Consider the following 15,316-nt stretch of genomic DNA (forward strand, 5'->3'; position numbering starts at 1 on the left):
GTCACAGCGTTTTCAGTCAATCGTGATTTTGTCCAGATAAGTAAATCTATGAGCCTTGTCGCGGTTAACACCCCAACAAAAACCTTATTATTTCAGGTAATACATATTGGCTAAGGAGCAGTGATATGCGCGTGAAACGATTAACCCCGCAAGATCTCAAGGCTTATGGTATCAGCGACGTTCAGGATATCGTTTACAACCCAAGCTATGAAACCCTTTACCAGGAAGAGCTAGACCCAAGCCTGGAAGGTTACGAGCGCGGTGTGTTGACGAACCTGGGTGCCGTTGCAGTTGATACCGGTATTTTCACCGGACGTTCGCCGAAGGATAAGTACATTGTTCGTGATGATACCACGCGTGACACGCTGTGGTGGTCCGACAAAGGAAAAGGCAAGAACGACAACAAACCGCTGTCCCAGGAAACCTGGCAGCACCTGAAAGGGCTAGTGACCAAACAACTTTCCGGTAAACGTCTGTTTATCGTTGATGCTTTCTGTGGCGCAAACGCCGACACCCGCCTTTCTGTCCGCTTCATTACTGAAGTGGCGTGGCAGGCTCATTTCGTGAAGAACATGTTTATTCGCCCGAGCGATGACGAACTGGAAGGTTTTGAACCTGACTTTATCGTGATGAACGGCGCGAAATGCACAAACCCACAGTGGAAAGAGCAGGGTCTGAACTCTGAGAACTTTGTCGCCTTCAACCTGACCGAACGTATCCAGTTGATTGGTGGTACCTGGTACGGCGGCGAAATGAAGAAAGGCATGTTCTCGGTGATGAACTATCTGCTGCCGTTGAAGGGCATTGCATCGATGCACTGTTCCGCCAACGTGGGTGAGAAAGGCGACGTTGCCGTGTTCTTCGGTCTTTCCGGTACCGGAAAAACCACCCTCTCCACCGACCCGAAACGTCGTCTGATCGGCGATGACGAGCACGGTTGGGACGATGACGGCGTGTTCAACTTTGAAGGCGGCTGCTACGCTAAAACGATCAAGTTGTCGAAAGAAGCGGAACCGGAAATCTACAACGCTATCCGCCGTGATGCGCTGTTAGAAAACGTCACCGTTCGCGACGATGGGACTATCGATTTTGACGACGGTTCGAAAACCGAGAATACCCGCGTTTCCTATCCGATCTACCACATCGAAAACATCGTTAAGCCGATTTCCAAAGCCGGTCATGCCACGAAGGTGATCTTCCTGACCGCTGATGCCTTTGGCGTGCTGCCGCCGGTTTCTCGCCTGACAGCCAACCAGACGCAGTACCACTTCCTGTCTGGCTTCACGGCCAAACTGGCCGGTACTGAGCGCGGTGTCACCGAGCCGACGCCAACCTTCTCCGCCTGCTTTGGCGCGGCATTCCTGTCGCTGCACCCAACGCAGTATGCTGAAGTCCTGGTGAAACGCATGCAGGCCGCAGGCGCACAGGCTTACCTGGTCAACACCGGCTGGAACGGTACGGGCAAACGTATCTCCATCAAAGATACCCGCGCCATTATCGATGCCATCCTGAACGGTTCTCTGGACGATGCGGAAACCTTCAATCTGCCGATGTTTGATCTGGCGATCCCGACCGAGTTGCCGGGTGTGGATACCCATATCCTCGACCCGCGTAACACCTACGGGTCTCCTGAACAGTGGCAGGAAAAAGCCACCGCACTGGCGAAACTGTTCATCGAGAACTTCGAGAAATATACGGATACGCCAGCAGGTGAAGCGCTGGTAAGCGCCGGACCGAAGCTGTAAGTCGAATGAGCCGGATGGCGGCATAAGGCCTGGCACAACACAAACGTAGGCCTGATAAGCGCAGCGCCATCAGGCGATTCAGAAAAACAAAGGGAGGCATTTCGCCTCCCTTTTTTACGCCTCTTTTGTCGTCCCCTGGACGCGGATCACAGGAACGGGTAGCCAGGCGCGAATGGAGAGCCCGCCCCGCTCACTGGTACCAATTTCCAGCATGCCGTTATGGTTATCAATGATACGCTGCACAATCGCCAGCCCTAAACCGGTACCGCTGGTGCTGCGCGCACTGTCGCCGCGCACAAACGGCTGGAACAGGTGTTTACGCTGCTCAGGCTTAATGCCGGGGCCGTCATCTTCCACCTGGAACCAGGCCCGATGAGGTTCTGTCCCGCTGCTGACTTTGATCCATCCGTTGCCATAACGCGCCGCGTTAACCACCATGTTGGCTACCGCACGCTTGATGGACAGCGGGTGCATTTTCACCTGAATACTGCCCGGCTGTAGCGCCGTATCAATTTCACGTTCATAGCCGCTTTCTGCCGCCACCACTTCACCCAGCACAGCGTTGAGATCGGCCATCTCCATCGGCATCTCCTGTCCGGTACGCAGATAGTCGATGAACTGCTCAATGATCGCGTTGCACTCTTCAATATCTTTGTTGATGGACTCCGCCAGATAACCATCCTGTTCGCCCATCATCTCCGTCGCCAGACGAATACGCGTCAGCGGCGTGCGGAGATCGTGACTGACCCCCGCCATCAGCAGCGTTCGGTCATCCGCTAGCTGCTTCACTCCGGCCGCCATATGGTTGAAGGCACGGGTCACCGAGCGCACCTCAGACGCGCCATACTCACGCAGCGGCGGCGGAATAATGCCTTTCCCTACCTGTAGGGCAGCATGCTCAAGATCCACAAGGGGTCGGTTTTGTATACGAATAAACAGCCACGCCCCCCCTATCGCCAGAAGCATGATAGCCAGCGTATAGCGGAACAGCGGGGAGAAGTCGCCCTGATGAATTTCCGTTAACGGAACGCGTACCCAGATATTGGGTGACAGCCAGGTTTTCAGCCAGACGACCGGCGAGCTTTTGTTGACCTCTACGCGCACTTCCGTCGGGCCGCCCAACTGCTGCGCCATCTGATGGCTTAAGAATTCATAGTGTTGCGCCCAACGCAGTCCTGCCTCTTCAGCGGCTTCGTTGGAATAGAGAGAAATCCCCAGTTCACGGTAAATTTCCCGACGAAAAGCGGGAGGCACCACCAGTTGCGTGCCGTCCTCCAGTTGCAGTTTATCGGTCATCAGCATACGCACTTCGTAGGCCAGGACCTTATTAAACTGCTGGAGACTCGGCAGAATCGCAAAGTTCAGCACCACCAGATAGGTCGTCACCAGGCTGACAAACAGCAAAGTGACGATGAGCAACAGCGTGCGGGCAAATGAACTTCGTGGCGAGAAGCGCATTCGCCTCATGCTTTAGAACCGTCCGGTACGAAGACGTAGCCCAGACCCCATACGGTCTGAATGTAACGCGGATGCGCGGGATCTTCTTCGACCATACGGCGCAGACGGGAAATCTGTACGTCGATGGAACGTTCCATCGCGGAATACTCGCGGCCACGCGCCAGGTTCATCAGCTTGTCACGGGACAGCGGCTCACGTGGGTGGCTTACCAGCGCTTTCAGCACGGCAAACTCACCGCTGGTGAGCGGCATCGGCTCGTCTTCGCGGAACATTTCGCGAGTACCCAGGTTCAGTTTGAACTTACCAAAAGCAATGACGGCCTCTTCCTGAGAAGGTGCGCCCGGCAGTTCGTTCGCCTGACGACGCAGCACCGCGCGAATACGCGCCAGCAGTTCACGTGGGTTAAACGGTTTCGGGATATAGTCATCAGCGCCGATTTCCAGGCCGACAATGCGGTCAACTTCTTCCCCTTTCGCCGTGACCATGATGATCGGCATCGGGTTACTCTGGCTGCGCAGACGGCGGCAAATAGACAGCCCATCTTCACCCGGCAGCATCAGATCCAGTACCATAAGGTGGAAAGATTCACGGGTTAGCAGACGATCCATTTGCTCGGCGTTAGCGACGCTTCGAACCTGGAAGCCCTGCTCGGTCAGATAACGCTCCAGCAGCGCGCGCAGGCGCATGTCGTCATCGACCACCAGAATTTTATAGTTCTCTTGCATTGTTTGTACTCCCAAAGGTTCGCAACAATTGAAGATATGTATTCTTAAAAAAGCTTACGTTCGCCACCAGCAAATTCTGGTATGAATTCCAGGCTAAATTGTTACAAAGCATATTTAACAGCAGCTTAAGTATACAATGAAACGCGCGGCACATTATTTATTCTGTTAGCAGGGTGACGTAATACGAATTGTGCGCATCGTCACAGACTTAAAGGTAATCAATAAGATGAAAACGCCTCTGATCACCCGGGAAGGGTACGAAAAACTCAAAAGCGAGCTCAATTACCTCTGGCGTGAAGAACGCCCGGAAGTCACTAAGAAGGTGACCTGGGCGGCAAGTCTGGGTGACCGCAGCGAGAATGCTGACTACCAGTATAATAAAAAGCGGCTACGTGAGATCGACAGGCGCGTCCGCTATCTGACCAAATGCATGGAGAATTTGAAGATTGTCGATTACTCCCCGCAGCAGGAAGGCAAAGTGTTTTTCGGCGCATGGGTCGAGATCGAAAATGACGATGGCGACATCCGCCGCTTTCGGATTGTCGGCTACGATGAAATTTTCGGTCGCAAAGATTATATCTCCATCGATTCACCTATGGCGCGCGCGCTACTGAAAAAAGAGGTCGGCGATCTCGCGGTGGTCAACACGCCTGGTGGGGAAGCGAGCTGGTATGTGAATGCGATCGAATACGTAAAATGAGCAGGAACAATCCGAAGCCCCGCTCTATGACTGGCGTTTTTGCCCGTCAATCCGTATAACTGTTCCCTGATTTTTTACTCAGTAGATGAAGCCAATCCATGATGAATGATTCTTTCTGCCGCATTATTGCGGGTGAAATTCAGGCCCGGGCCGACCAGGTCACCGCAGCCGTTCGCCTGCTTGACGAAGGGAACACCGTGCCGTTTATCGCACGTTACCGTAAGGAAATCACCGGCGGCCTGGACGATACGCAACTGCGTAATCTGGAGACCCGACTGGGCTATTTGCGTGAACTGGAAGAACGCCGTCAGGCTATTCTCAAGTCCATTTCCGAGCAAGGCAAACTGACCGATGAGCTGGCCAACGCCATCAACGGCACGTTAAGTAAGACCGAACTCGAAGACCTTTATCTCCCGTATAAACCCAAACGCCGTACCCGTGGGCAGATAGCGATTGAAGCCGGTCTGGAACCGCTGGCCGACCTGCTGTGGAACGACCCCTCACACGATCCGGAAACCGAAGCGGCGAAGTATATCGATGCCGGAAAAGGTGTCGCTGACAGCAAAGCCGCGCTCGATGGCGCGCGCTATATCCTGATGGAGCGCTTTGCCGAAGACGCCGCGTTGCTGGCGAAGGTACGTGACTATCTGTGGAAAAATGCCCATCTGGTTGCCAGCGTGATCGGCGGCAAGGAAGAAGAAGGCGCGAAATTCCGCGACTACTTCGATCATCACGAGCCGATCGCATCCGTGCCTTCTCACCGCGCGCTGGCGATGTTCCGGGGTCGTAATGAAGGCGTGTTGCAGCTTTCGCTGAATGCCGATCCGCAGTTTGATGAGCCGCCGAAAGAGAGCCACTGCGAACAGATCATTATGGATCACCTCGGCCTGCGTCTGAACAACGCGCCGGCAGACAGCTGGCGTAAAGGCGTGGTGAGCTGGACGTGGCGCATCAAGGTGTTAATGCACCTCGAAACTGAGCTGATGGGAACCGTCCGCGAACGCGCGGAAGACGAAGCGATCAACGTATTCGCCCGTAATCTGCACGACCTGCTGATGGCGGCACCGGCGGGTCTGCGCGCCACCATGGGCCTCGATCCGGGTCTGCGAACCGGCGTGAAAGTCGCGGTGGTGGATGGCACCGGTAAGCTGGTCGCCACCGATACCATCTATCCCCATACCGGTCAGGCGGCGAAAGCGGCCGTGGTGGTAGCGGCGCTATGCGAAAAATACAACGTGGAACTGGTGGCGATTGGTAACGGCACCGCCTCGCGCGAAACCGAACGCTTCTTCCTCGACGTACAGAAACAGTTCCCGAAAGTGACGGCGCAGAAAGTGATCGTCAGCGAAGCCGGGGCGTCAGTCTATTCCGCGTCTGAACTGGCAGCCCAGGAGTTCCCGGATCTCGACGTCTCGCTGCGCGGCGCGGTTTCCATTGCGCGTCGCCTGCAGGATCCACTCGCCGAGCTGGTGAAAATCGATCCGAAATCGATCGGGGTTGGTCAGTATCAGCATGATGTCAGCCAGACGCAGCTAGCCCGTAAGCTGGATGCGGTGGTGGAAGACTGTGTAAACGCCGTCGGCGTCGACCTGAACACGGCATCGGTTCCGCTGTTAACCCGCGTGGCCGGTCTGACCCGCATGATGGCACAGAATATTGTGGCCTGGCGCGATGAGAACGGTCAGTTCCAGAATCGTCAGCAACTGCTGAAAGTCAGCCGTCTGGGGCCGAAAGCCTTCGAACAGTGTGCGGGCTTCTTGCGCATTAACCACGGTGATAATCCGCTGGATGCTTCCACGGTTCACCCGGAAGCGTATCCGGTCGTGGAGCGTATTCTGGCGGCAACTCAACAGGCCCTGAAAGACCTGATGGGCAACAGCAGCGAACTGCGCAATCTGAAAGCCGTCGATTTTACTGACGACAAGTTTGGCGTCCCGACCGTCAGCGACATCATCAAAGAGCTGGAGAAACCGGGGCGCGATCCGCGTCCGGAGTTCAAAACTGCGCAGTTTGCCGATGGAGTGGAAACCATGAACGATCTGCAGCCGGGGATGATTCTCGAAGGCGCAGTCACCAACGTCACCAACTTTGGCGCGTTTGTGGATATCGGCGTTCACCAGGATGGTCTGGTCCACATCTCATCGCTGTCGAACAAGTTCGTCGACGATCCGCACACCGTGGTGAAAGCAGGCGATATTGTGAAGGTGAAAGTGCTGGAAGTTGACCTGCAGCGCAAGCGTATTGCCCTGACGATGCGCCTGGACGAACAGCCGGGTGAAACCAATGCCCGTCGTGGCGGCGGCGGAAACGACCGTCCGGCAGCGAAAGCAGCAAAACCGCGTGGTCGTGAAGCGCAACCCGCAGGCAACAGCGCGATGATGGATGCGCTGGCGGCAGCAATGGGTAAGAAACGTTAAGTCTGAATTGTGCGCCGGATGGCGGTGGCAACACCGTATCCGGCATATTTACACGGTTCCCTCTCACCACCTCACTCTATTTTTCACCTCATTAACAGATGAAACCTTAATTAAACATTAACAACGTTAATTTATTAAGAATTCAAATCATTTCACCTGGCGGTTATTATTTTTGAGCCATATCAAAAATGGCGCAGATTATTATTCAAACCAACATTCCGTCACATTTAATCGGTTGAAGATAAAAACCATTCTCATTATCATTGTATTGTAGAATATTTAGTCTTTCCTTCGTTGACTAATCATCTGGTCTCATGCCGCACCACTTTGCCCCATGAGGTAAACATCCAGTTAGCAAGAAACAAGTAGGTTCTTATGCAATTTACTCCAGATACTGCGTGGAAAATTACCGGCTTTGCCCGTGAAATAAGTCCTGCATACCGTCAGAAACTGCTTTCCCTCGGCATGCTTCCGGGTTCCTCATTTAACGTGGTCCGCGTCGCCCCCTTAGGCGATCCTGTTCATATTGAAACGCGTCGCGTCAGCCTGGTATTGCGTAAAAAAGACCTGGCATTATTAGAAGTGGAAGCGGTTTCCTGTTAATACAGTGAGTCTATAACGATGAAAAAATTAACCATTGGTTTAATTGGTAATCCAAATTCCGGTAAGACGACTCTGTTTAACCAACTGACCGGCGCCCGACAACGCGTAGGCAACTGGGCCGGGGTCACCGTGGAACGTAAAGAGGGACAATTCTCAACCACGGATCATCAGGTCACGCTGGTCGATCTGCCCGGCACGTATTCGCTCACCACCATCTCTTCGCAAACCTCTCTGGATGAACAGATTGCCTGCCACTACATTCTGAGCGGCGATGCTGACCTGTTAATTAACGTGGTGGATGCCTCAAACCTTGAGCGTAACCTTTATCTGACGCTGCAACTGCTTGAATTGGGCATTCCCTGCATTGTCGCACTCAACATGCTCGACATCGCGGAAAAACAACAAATCCGGATTGATATCGACGCCCTTTCAGCCCGTCTTGGCTGCCCGGTCGTCCCGCTGGTTTCCACTCGCGGACGCGGTATCGAAGCGCTGAAGCTAGCGATTGACCGCCACAGTGAAAATGAAAACGTCGAACTGGTGCATTACGCCCGGCCGCTGTTGCGTGAGGCCGATAAACTGGCGAACGCAATGGCAAAAGAGATGCCAGCACAACAGCGTCGCTGGCTCGGTCTGCAAATGCTGGAAGGGGATATCTACAGCCGGGCATACGCCGGTGACGCTGCGGCGCAGCTGGAGATTTCTCTGGCGCATCTGAGCGATGAGATGGACGACCCGGCGCTGCACATCGCCGATGCGCGTTACCAATGCATTGCGGCGATCTGCGACGTGGTGAGCAACACCCTGACGGCAGAGCCCAGCCGCTTTACGACGGCAGTGGACAAAATCATCCTCAACCGTTTTCTGGGTCTGCCGATCTTCCTGTTTGTGATGTACCTGATGTTCCTGCTCGCCATTAACATTGGCGGCGCGTTAGCCCCGATTTTTGATGCCGGCTCTGTGGCGATCTTTATTCACGGCATTCAGTGGATCGGCTATACCCTTCACTTCCCGGACTGGCTGACCATCTTCCTCGCACAAGGGCTTGGCGGCGGGATTAATACCGTTCTGCCGCTGGTCCCGCAGATCGGCATGATGTACCTGTTCCTCTCGTTCCTCGAAGACTCCGGCTACATGGCGCGGGCGGCGTTTGTGATGGACCGTCTGATGCAGGCGTTGGGGCTGCCGGGTAAATCGTTCGTCCCGCTGATTGTCGGCTTTGGCTGCAACGTACCGTCGGTGATGGGTGCCCGCACCCTGGATGCGCCACGCGAGCGTCTGATGACAATCATGATGGCACCGTTTATGTCCTGTGGTGCGCGACTGGCGATTTTCGCCGTGTTTGCTGCGGCTTTCTTCGGGCAAAATGGCGCGCTGGCGGTATTCTCGCTATACGTGCTGGGCATTGTGATGGCGGTACTCACCGGTCTGATGCTCAAACACACCATCATGCGTGGCGAAGCCTCTCCGTTTGTCATGGAGCTTCCGGTTTATCACGTCCCGCATATCAAGAGTCTGATTATCCAGACCTGGCAGCGCCTGAAAGGATTTGTGCTGCGCGCGGGTAAAGTGATCGTCATCGTCAGCATCTTCCTGAGCGCGTTTAACAGCTTCTCGCTGAGCGGCAAGATTGTCGATAACATCAACGATTCAGCGCTGGCCTCCGTTAGCCGCGTCATCACGCCCATCTTCAAGCCTATTGGCGTTCACGAAGACAACTGGCAGGCAACGGTCGGGCTGTTCACGGGCGCGATGGCAAAAGAAGTGGTGGTCGGTACGCTCAATACGCTCTATACCGCAGAAAATATTCAGGATGAGGCGTTTAATCCGGCTGAATTTAATCTGGGTAATGAACTGCTGAGCGCGCTGGATGAAACCTGGCAGAGTCTGAAAGATACCTTTAGCCTGAGCGTGCTGGCGAACCCTATCGAAGCCAGCAAAGGCGACGGCGAAATGGCGACCGGCGCAATGGGCGTAATGGATGCGAAATTTGGCAGCGCGGCAGCGGCCTATAGCTACCTGATTTTCGTCCTGCTGTACGTTCCGTGCATCTCGGTAATGGGGGCAATTGCCCGTGAATCCAGCCGTGGCTGGATGGGTTTCTCCATTCTGTGGGGCCTGAACATCGCCTACTCGCTGTCGACCGTGTTCTATCAGGTTGCCAGCTACAGCGAGCACCCGCGCTACAGTCTGGTCTGCATCCTGGCCGTGGTCCTGTTTAACGTTGTGGTCCTGGGTCTTCTGCGTCGGGCGCGGAGCCGGGTGAATGTCAATCTGTTGGCTACGCGGAAAAATGCCAGCGACTGCTGCGCCAGCGCGACCACCGGCGATTGCCACTAGGGTGTCGCAATGGCTTCGCTAATTCAGGTTCGCGATTTACTGGCCTTACGGGGACGCATGGAGGCAGAGCAAATCAGCCATACATTGCATACGCCGCAGCCGATGATCGACGCCATGCTCAAGCAACTGGAGACGATGGGTAAAGCGATGCGGATTCAGGAAGAGCCTGGCGGCTGTCTCTCCGGAAGCTGCAAAAGTTGCCCGGAAGGCAAAGCCTGCCTGCGCGAATGGTGGGCGCTGCGTTAAGTTTATGCCGGATGGCGCGGTGAACGTCGCCATCCGGCATTTTGCGTGCCGGATTCCACAACACTAAATCACGTTCAGCAAGACAACGATTTCCTCCTGCCTTGTTCGCATCGTTAACAACTGGGAGATGCTTTCTCCTCTCCTGCCAGATAGAGTCACGCCATCTTTTATTCCGGTGAGGGATCGCCATGAATACGGCCTCCAGCGCGACACCGCACGATGCGATATTCAAAACATTTTTGAGCCACCCGGCGACCGCGCAGGATTTTCTTCAACTCCACCTTCCTGCCTCCTTGCGTGCGCTTTGCGACCTGCAGACGCTGAAACTGGAACCGACGAGTTTTATTGAGGAAGAGTTGCGCGCGTACTATTGCGATGTGCTGTGGTCACTAAAAACCCGCGAAGGAGAGGGGTATATCTACGTCGTCATTGAACATCAGAGCACCGCCGATCCGCATATGGCATTCCGTCTCATGCGCTACGCCATTGCGGCAATGCAACGACATCTGGATGCCGGCCACCAGACGCTCCCCCTGGTGATACCTATGCTGTTTTATCACGGTACGGTCAGCCCCTACCCCTTTTCACTCTGCTGGCTGGACGAATTTGATGACCCGGAAGCCGCACGACGACTGTATGGCGCAGCGTTACCACTGGTGGATATTACCGTCGTTCCTGATGACGAGATTATGCAACATCGTCGTGTGGCACTACTGGAACTGGTGCAAAAGCATATCCGTAAGCGGGATTTAATGGGATTAGTGGAAAAACTGGCGACGCTGCTTATTACGGGGCACGCTAATGACAACCAACTGAAAGCCCTGTTTAATTATCTGCTGCAGGCGGGTGACACCGATCGCTTTCGCGATTTTATACATGGCATGGCCGAACGATTACCCGAACACAAGGAGAGCTTGATGACTATTGCCGAGAGATTACGTCAGGAAGGGCATTGTAATGGTCTTCAGGAGGGTCATATCAATGGATTACAAGAAGGCCTGGAAAAGGGCTTGCAGCAGGGTAAACGCGAGGAAGCACTGCGCATCGCTACCACCATGCTGACTGATGGCATCGACCGCCAGACCATTCTCAGAATCACCGGGCTTACCGCCGATGACTTGATCACGCAGAACCATTAATCGCACGCCCGGCAAGGGGTTCACTTTCCGGGCGTTTTTCATTGTGTTATAACTTTTGTTTCAGCGCCACCAGCGCCTGACAAAACGCATCAGGATGCGAAATAAACGGGGCATGCGCCGCCTTTGCAAAAATCAGCGACTCGCTCTCTGGCCACAGCGCATCAAGCAGTGGTACGACCTTGCGGGGAACAAGTCCGTCCAGATAGCCGTATAATCGCAGGAACGGTACTGTCAGCGATGTCATCGACTCGCGCAGATCAACTGTCTTGAGGATCTCCAGCCCCCCGTTCAGTACAGTCACCGGCGGCATTGGCAGCGCCAGTACGGTTTTCTTCAGCGCGCGGGCATCCTGACGCGCCGTTTCCGTCCCCATCGTTTGTAATGCCAGAAAACGCTCTACTGTCCGCTGAAAGTCTTCGCTGAGCTGTTGCTGGAATCCTGCCAGGACATCGGGTTTGATCCCCGGCCACGCGTCACGTGCGCTGAAACAGGGTGAGGACGCTACGGTCACCAGTGCCTGAACGCGCTCGGGATGGGTTAATGCCACCTGGCTTGCCACCAATCCACCAAGACTCCAGCCAAGCCAGATAGCTTTCTCTGGTGCCTGATCCAACACATGCTCTGCCATCTCTCCAAGCGTCATGGCCCCAAACCCCTGGCTGCGGCCAAAACCTGGTAAATCGACCAGATGAAGCGTGAAATGCGAGCTCAGTTCCTCGCTAATGCAATGCCATACTTCGGCGTTAAGTCCCCATCCGTGCAGCAGCACAAGATGACAATTTCCCTCACCACGGGTCTGCCACCAGATGTCATTCATCAGTTACTGTTCTCTTTTCGCCAACAAGGATGAACCTATGCTAACAGTACCGGGATTATGCTGGCTATGCCGAATGCCGCTGGCGCTCAGTCGTTGGGGGATCTGTTCCGTCTGTGAACGCGCAGTGCGTCGGCATGAACCGCTCTGCCCACGATGTGGACTCCCCTCCGTGCATCCCACGCTTCCCTGTGGACGCTGTCTGCAAAAACCACCGCCCTGGCAGCGACTGATTACCGTCAGCGACTACACCCCGCCGCTCAGTACACTTATCCATCAGCTTAAGTTCTCCCGACGCAACGACATCGCCCCCGCGTTGTCACGCGTTCTATTGCTGGAGGTGTTACAGGCGCGCCGTATGACCAGGCTGCCCCTGCCGGACAGGCTGATCAGCGTCCCACTCTGGCAACGCCGCCACTGGCGCAGAGGATTTAATCAAAGCGATCTGTTGTGTCAGTCGTTGTCTCGTTGGTTAGGCTGTCCCTGGGACAGTCGGAGCGTCACGCGCATTCGCCCCACCGCCACTCAGCACCATCTCAGCGCCAGATTGCGCAAGCGTAACCTGAAAAATGCCTTTCGCCTTGAATTGCCGGTGAAGGGACTCCATATGGTCGTTGTGGATGATGTCATCACGACCGGGAGTACCGTCGCGGAGATCGCGCAGCTGCTTTTACGCAACGGCGCGGCGACAGTCCAGGTATGGTGCCTGTGTCGAACCTTGTAGAGCCTCGATGATGGGCGTATTATAACCAACTAAAATAGTCAACTATTAGGCCATTACTATGATCCGTATTTCCGATGCTGCACAAGCGCACTTTGCCAAACTGCTGGCAAATCAGGAAGAAGGGACACAAATCCGTGTATTTGTGATTAATCCCGGTACGCCTAACGCTGAATGTGGTGTTTCTTATTGTCCGCCGGACGCCGTGGAAGCAACCGACACCGCCCTGAAATTTGACCTGCTGACCGCTTATGTTGATGAACTGAGTGCGCCCTATCTGGAAGACGCTGAGATCGATTTTGTGACCGATCAGTTGGGTTCTCAACTGACGCTGAAAGCGCCGAACGCGAAAATGCGTAAAGTGGCTGACGATGCGCCGCTGATGGAACGCGTGGAATATATGCTGCAATCGCAGATTAACCCGCAGCTTGCCGGTCACGGCGGTCGTGTTTCTCTGATGGAGATAACCGACGAAGGCTATGCGATTCTGCAGTTTGGCGGCGGCTGTAATGGCTGTTCCATGGTCGACGTGACCCTGAAAGAAGGGATCGAGAAGCAGTTGCTGAACGAGTTCCCGGAGCTGAAAGGCGTTCGCGACCTGACCGAACACCAGCGCGGCGAACACTCTTACTACTAAGTTCTCTGCGCGTGTATTGCCCGATAAGCGCAAGCGCCATCGGGCAATATGCAATCTCGCGCCGCCCTCTCAACATATTCTGCAACATCCTCTCCGATAATTTGACCTGCCTCGCATAATTTAAATTTTGCCTGTCGAGGTGATTCTCAATCACCCTATGTTACCCGTATCATTCATATGGGCACCAAACACACACTTAACATCCGACTAAACTAGACAGTTTTAAGGGTAATCCGTCGAGGTGCTGTTACGTCGCTGTTCCCGGTTGGGACAAACGTAGTTTGTCGTCAAAACATTGACGTTACCCATAACAAATTGAAAGGCCAGGTAAATCATGCCATTAGTCATCGTTGCTATCGGTGTAATCTTGTTATTACTCCTGATGATCCGCTTCAAAATGAACGGTTTCATCGCTCTCGTCCTGGTGGCGCTTGCTGTTGGATTGATGCAAGGAATGCCGCTGGATAAAGTCATTGGCTCCATCAAAGCTGGCGTTGGCGGCACCCTGGGGAGTCTTGCCCTGATTATGGGTTTTGGCGCCATGCTGGGCAAAATGCTGGCAGACTGCGGGGGTGCGCAACGTATCGCCACCACGCTGATTGCAAAATTTGGTAAGAAACACATTCAGTGGGCCGTAGTATTGACAGGCTTCACCGTCGGTTTTGCACTGTTCTATGAAGTGGGCTTCGTGTTGATGCTACCGCTGGTCTTTACCATTGCGGCCGCCGCCAACATTCCGCTGCTGTATGTCGGTGTACCGATGGCCGCAGCGCTCTCCGTGACGCACGGTTTTCTGCCGCCGCACCCGGGTCCAACCGCTATCGCCACCATTTTCCATGCGGATATGGGTAAAACCCTGCTGTTCGGTACGATTCTGGCGATCCCGACCGTAATTCTGGCGGGTCCGGTCTTTGCCCGCTGCCTGAAAGGCATTGATAAACCTATTCCGGAAGGTCTGTACAGCGCGAAAACCTTCACTGAAGAAGAGATGCCGAGCTTTGGCGTCAGCGTCTGGACTTCACTGGTTCCCGTTGTGCTGATGGCGATGCGCGCCATTGCAGAGATGATCCTGCCGAAAGGCCACGCCTTCCTGCCCGTTGCCGAGTTCTTCGGTGACCCTGTGATGGCAACCCTGATTGCGGTGTTGATCGCTATGTTCACCTTCGGTCTGAACCGCGGTCGTTCGATGGATCAGATTAACGATACGCTGATCTCTTCCATCAAAATTATCGCGATGATGCTGTTGATCATCGGCGGTGGCGGCGCGTTCAAGCAGGTACTGGTCGACAGCGGCGTGGATAAATACATTGCGTCCATGATGAACGAAACCAACATCTCCCCGCTGCTGATGGCGTGGTCTATCGCTGCCGTTCTGCGTATCGCGCTGGGTTCGGCTACCGTTGCCGCCATTACCGCGGGTGGGATTGTCGCACCGCTGATCGCCACTACCGGCGTCAGCCCTGAGCTGATGGTTATCGCCGTTGGTTCCGGTAGCGTCATCTTCTCTCACGTGAACGATCCAGGCTTCTGGCTGTTCAAAGAGTACTTTAACCTGACGATCGGCGAGACCATCAAGTCCTGGTCGATGCTGGAAACCATTATCTCTGTCTGCGGCCTGATTGGGTGTCTGCTACTGGGAACGGTGGTTTAACCGAAACGCCTTGTAGGCCGGATAAGGCAAAGCCGCCATCCGGCAATATTCACCAGAATGGCCTGATGACGCTGCACTTATCAGGCCTACATGTTGTCACCATAAAAAAGCCGGGGAAAT

Annotated in this window: 13 protein-coding genes; 10 read left to right on the top strand and 3 right to left on the bottom strand. The window is 54.6% G+C overall.

The window, feature by feature from the left end; genetic code table 11:
• Nucleotides 1-125 precede the first annotated feature (125 nt).
• Complete coding sequence (gene pckA / locus QQZ17_RS11710) at nucleotides 126-1,745, top strand: phosphoenolpyruvate carboxykinase (ATP) (protein ID WP_152400285.1); 1,620 nt, start codon at nucleotides 126-128, stop codon at nucleotides 1,743-1,745.
• A gap of 114 nt (nucleotides 1,746-1,859) precedes the next feature.
• Here pckA and envZ read toward each other — a convergent pair whose 3' ends face one another.
• Both envZ and ompR read right to left on the bottom strand, forming a co-directional pair.
• Nucleotides 1,860-3,212 carry a two-component system sensor histidine kinase EnvZ gene (envZ, locus tag QQZ17_RS11715; RefSeq protein ID WP_152400287.1) on the bottom strand — a complete coding sequence of 451 codons (1,353 nt, stop codon included), beginning with the start codon at nucleotides 3,210-3,212 and terminating at the stop codon, nucleotides 1,860-1,862.
• A complete protein-coding gene (gene ompR / locus QQZ17_RS11720) occupies nucleotides 3,209-3,928 on the bottom strand; it encodes an osmolarity response regulator transcription factor OmpR (RefSeq protein ID WP_001157751.1) in 720 nt (239 codons plus the stop codon). The genes envZ and ompR overlap by 4 nt, the downstream gene beginning before the upstream one ends.
• A gap of 226 nt (nucleotides 3,929-4,154) precedes the next feature.
• On the opposite strand from ompR, the gene greB reads away from it, so the two are divergent.
• From greB to QQZ17_RS11750, 6 genes are all read left to right on the top strand, one after another.
• The gene (gene greB / locus QQZ17_RS11725) at nucleotides 4,155-4,628 is read left to right on the top strand and encodes a transcription elongation factor GreB (RefSeq protein ID WP_152400289.1); all 474 of its coding nucleotides are present in this window, start codon (nucleotides 4,155-4,157) and stop codon (nucleotides 4,626-4,628) included.
• A gap of 98 nt (nucleotides 4,629-4,726) precedes the next feature.
• On the top strand, nucleotides 4,727-7,045 hold the full coding sequence (locus QQZ17_RS11730) for a Tex family protein (protein ID WP_152400291.1): 2,319 nt from the start codon (nucleotides 4,727-4,729) through the stop codon (nucleotides 7,043-7,045).
• Nucleotides 7,046-7,420: 375 nt separating this feature from the next.
• Nucleotides 7,421-7,648, top strand: a complete 228-nt coding sequence (gene feoA, locus QQZ17_RS11735) for a ferrous iron transporter A (RefSeq protein WP_012908346.1) — start codon at nucleotides 7,421-7,423, stop codon at nucleotides 7,646-7,648.
• 18 nt (nucleotides 7,649-7,666) lie between these two features.
• Nucleotides 7,667-9,988 carry a Fe(2+) transporter permease subunit FeoB gene (gene feoB, locus QQZ17_RS11740; protein WP_152400294.1) on the top strand — a complete coding sequence of 774 codons (2,322 nt, stop codon included), beginning with the start codon at nucleotides 7,667-7,669 and terminating at the stop codon, nucleotides 9,986-9,988.
• A gap of 9 nt (nucleotides 9,989-9,997) precedes the next feature.
• Nucleotides 9,998-10,234 carry a [Fe-S]-dependent transcriptional repressor FeoC gene (gene feoC, locus QQZ17_RS11745; protein ID WP_152400295.1) on the top strand — a complete coding sequence of 79 codons (237 nt, stop codon included), beginning with the start codon at nucleotides 9,998-10,000 and terminating at the stop codon, nucleotides 10,232-10,234.
• A gap of 188 nt (nucleotides 10,235-10,422) precedes the next feature.
• Nucleotides 10,423-11,373, top strand: coding sequence for an Rpn family recombination-promoting nuclease/putative transposase (locus QQZ17_RS11750; RefSeq protein WP_152400297.1), 951 nt, complete (start codon nucleotides 10,423-10,425; stop codon nucleotides 11,371-11,373).
• A 46-nt stretch (nucleotides 11,374-11,419) separates the two neighbouring features.
• On the opposite strand, the gene bioH is transcribed toward QQZ17_RS11750, so the two are convergent.
• Complete coding sequence (bioH, locus tag QQZ17_RS11755; protein ID WP_152400299.1) at nucleotides 11,420-12,190, bottom strand: pimeloyl-ACP methyl ester esterase BioH; 771 nt, start codon at nucleotides 12,188-12,190, stop codon at nucleotides 11,420-11,422.
• 37 nt (nucleotides 12,191-12,227) lie between these two features.
• Between bioH and gntX the strand changes: the two genes are divergently transcribed.
• The 3 genes from gntX to gntT all read left to right on the top strand — a co-directional run bounded on the left by gntX (nucleotide 12,228) and on the right by gntT (nucleotide 15,196).
• A complete protein-coding gene (gene gntX, locus QQZ17_RS11760; RefSeq protein ID WP_152400302.1) occupies nucleotides 12,228-12,911 on the top strand; it encodes a DNA utilization protein GntX in 684 nt (227 codons plus the stop codon).
• 58 nt (nucleotides 12,912-12,969) lie between these two features.
• Entirely contained in the window at nucleotides 12,970-13,545 is a 576-nt protein-coding gene (nfuA, locus tag QQZ17_RS11765) for a Fe-S biogenesis protein NfuA (protein ID WP_042998432.1), read from the top strand.
• Between the two features lie 334 nt (nucleotides 13,546-13,879).
• The gene (gene gntT, locus QQZ17_RS11770) at nucleotides 13,880-15,196 is read left to right on the top strand and encodes a gluconate transporter (RefSeq protein WP_152400304.1); all 1,317 of its coding nucleotides are present in this window, start codon (nucleotides 13,880-13,882) and stop codon (nucleotides 15,194-15,196) included.
• Nucleotides 15,197-15,316: the final 120 nt, after the last annotated feature.

This window comes from Citrobacter sp. T1.2D-1 (genome assembly GCF_950098555.1).
GTDB classification, from domain to species: Bacteria; Pseudomonadota; Gammaproteobacteria; order Enterobacterales; family Enterobacteriaceae; genus Citrobacter_A; species Citrobacter_A telavivensis.

Coding starts and splice junctions, on each gene's coding strand:
- pckA (WP_152400285.1), top strand. CDS start 126: ATGCGCGTGAAACGATTAACCCCGCAAGATCTCAAGGCTTATGGTATC.
- ompR (WP_001157751.1), bottom strand. CDS start 3,928: ATGCAAGAGAACTATAAAATTCTGGTGGTCGATGACGACATGCGCCTG.
- envZ (WP_152400287.1), bottom strand. CDS start 3,212: ATGAGGCGAATGCGCTTCTCGCCACGAAGTTCATTTGCCCGCACGCTG.
- feoB (WP_152400294.1), top strand. CDS start 7,667: ATGAAAAAATTAACCATTGGTTTAATTGGTAATCCAAATTCCGGTAAG.
- gntT (WP_152400304.1), top strand. CDS start 13,880: ATGCCATTAGTCATCGTTGCTATCGGTGTAATCTTGTTATTACTCCTG.
- QQZ17_RS11750 (WP_152400297.1), top strand. CDS start 10,423: ATGAATACGGCCTCCAGCGCGACACCGCACGATGCGATATTCAAAACA.
- bioH (WP_152400299.1), bottom strand. CDS start 12,190: ATGAATGACATCTGGTGGCAGACCCGTGGTGAGGGAAATTGTCATCTT.
- QQZ17_RS11730 (WP_152400291.1), top strand. CDS start 4,727: ATGATGAATGATTCTTTCTGCCGCATTATTGCGGGTGAAATTCAGGCC.
- nfuA (WP_042998432.1), top strand. CDS start 12,970: ATGATCCGTATTTCCGATGCTGCACAAGCGCACTTTGCCAAACTGCTG.
- gntX (WP_152400302.1), top strand. CDS start 12,228: ATGCTAACAGTACCGGGATTATGCTGGCTATGCCGAATGCCGCTGGCG.
- feoA (WP_012908346.1), top strand. CDS start 7,421: ATGCAATTTACTCCAGATACTGCGTGGAAAATTACCGGCTTTGCCCGT.
- greB (WP_152400289.1), top strand. CDS start 4,155: ATGAAAACGCCTCTGATCACCCGGGAAGGGTACGAAAAACTCAAAAGC.
- feoC (WP_152400295.1), top strand. CDS start 9,998: ATGGCTTCGCTAATTCAGGTTCGCGATTTACTGGCCTTACGGGGACGC.